The organism is Candidatus Symbiopectobacterium sp. NZEC135 (assembly GCF_025962695.1).
Map to the genome: position 1 here is coordinate 1 of NZ_JAGFPF010000808.1, position 920 is coordinate 920.

1 protein-coding gene is annotated in these 920 nt (G+C 46.1%); it reads left to right on the top strand.

The window, feature by feature from the left end:
* The first annotated feature begins 304 nt into the window (after nt 1-304).
* Nucleotides 305-637, top strand: a complete 333-nt coding sequence (locus J5224_RS30605; RefSeq protein ID WP_264628797.1) for an HrpE/YscL family type III secretion apparatus protein — start codon at nt 305-307, stop codon at nt 635-637.
* Nucleotides 638-920: the final 283 nt, after the last annotated feature.

Here is a 920-nt window from a genome sequence, read left to right on the forward strand (position 1 = left end):
CGCCTTGCAGGTACAAATCCAGTCCGGACATACACTCACTGGTATGCAACAGGCATTTATCACTATGATGCAAGACGCGTTTTACGACGCCGAGCGTTACTGCAATACGCTGTTTGAGACCGATAAGTCGCTGACATAAGCAGGGCCCTTGCGTTAACTTCAGGTAAAAATCGGATTTTGTGTTCAGAACACTCTCGATAACATTGGTGTAGCATGGTCGATGTATCAGCAGAGTCACTCGCGTTGTTCGACCCGCCTTGTTGGGACGACGGTATTTTGCTGAGGAAACACATGGAGATACGTTATGTTACGCAAGCGGCCGATGGCATTCTATGCCAGCAGGAAGGGATCTGTTTGTTTTAATGGCCCGGTTACCCACCGATTACACACTGCTTATCGCGCAAAAGCGATTTCGCCAAAACACACGTTTTCAATGGCTCTGCTGCGACGGTCGTTACGCCGTCAGGGCGGTGGGGGGCGGGGCGTACTCTATTGCCATCCGATGCAACAGACCGACGTGGCGTCGTGGCTCAGCCAGCACGCGCATTTGGGCTGGCATCTTGAAGCTGATACGACATTAATGCCGGGTGAAATGCGGTTAATGACCGAAGGTGGCTCATTTATGCTGAAGTGGTAACGCCATCCATCGCTTATTATATTATTAGGCTGGTAACGATAGTAAAAAATAAAGTGTCGCAGGCTGCATTGTTCTGCTTTACAACCTAATCAAATCTCTTATTTTTGTTAGGGTGAAATAAAATAACGCGCTAATGCAAATAAAAATCTCCAGACGCAAATCTTTGACGCTATATTGAGTTTGCCATTCCTTCCTTCTATCATCCCAAAAAACATTATTCACGATGTGCGCTGTTTACAGCGCGCATCGTAATTTTTTAAATTTTATTTATTTGTCTGATATT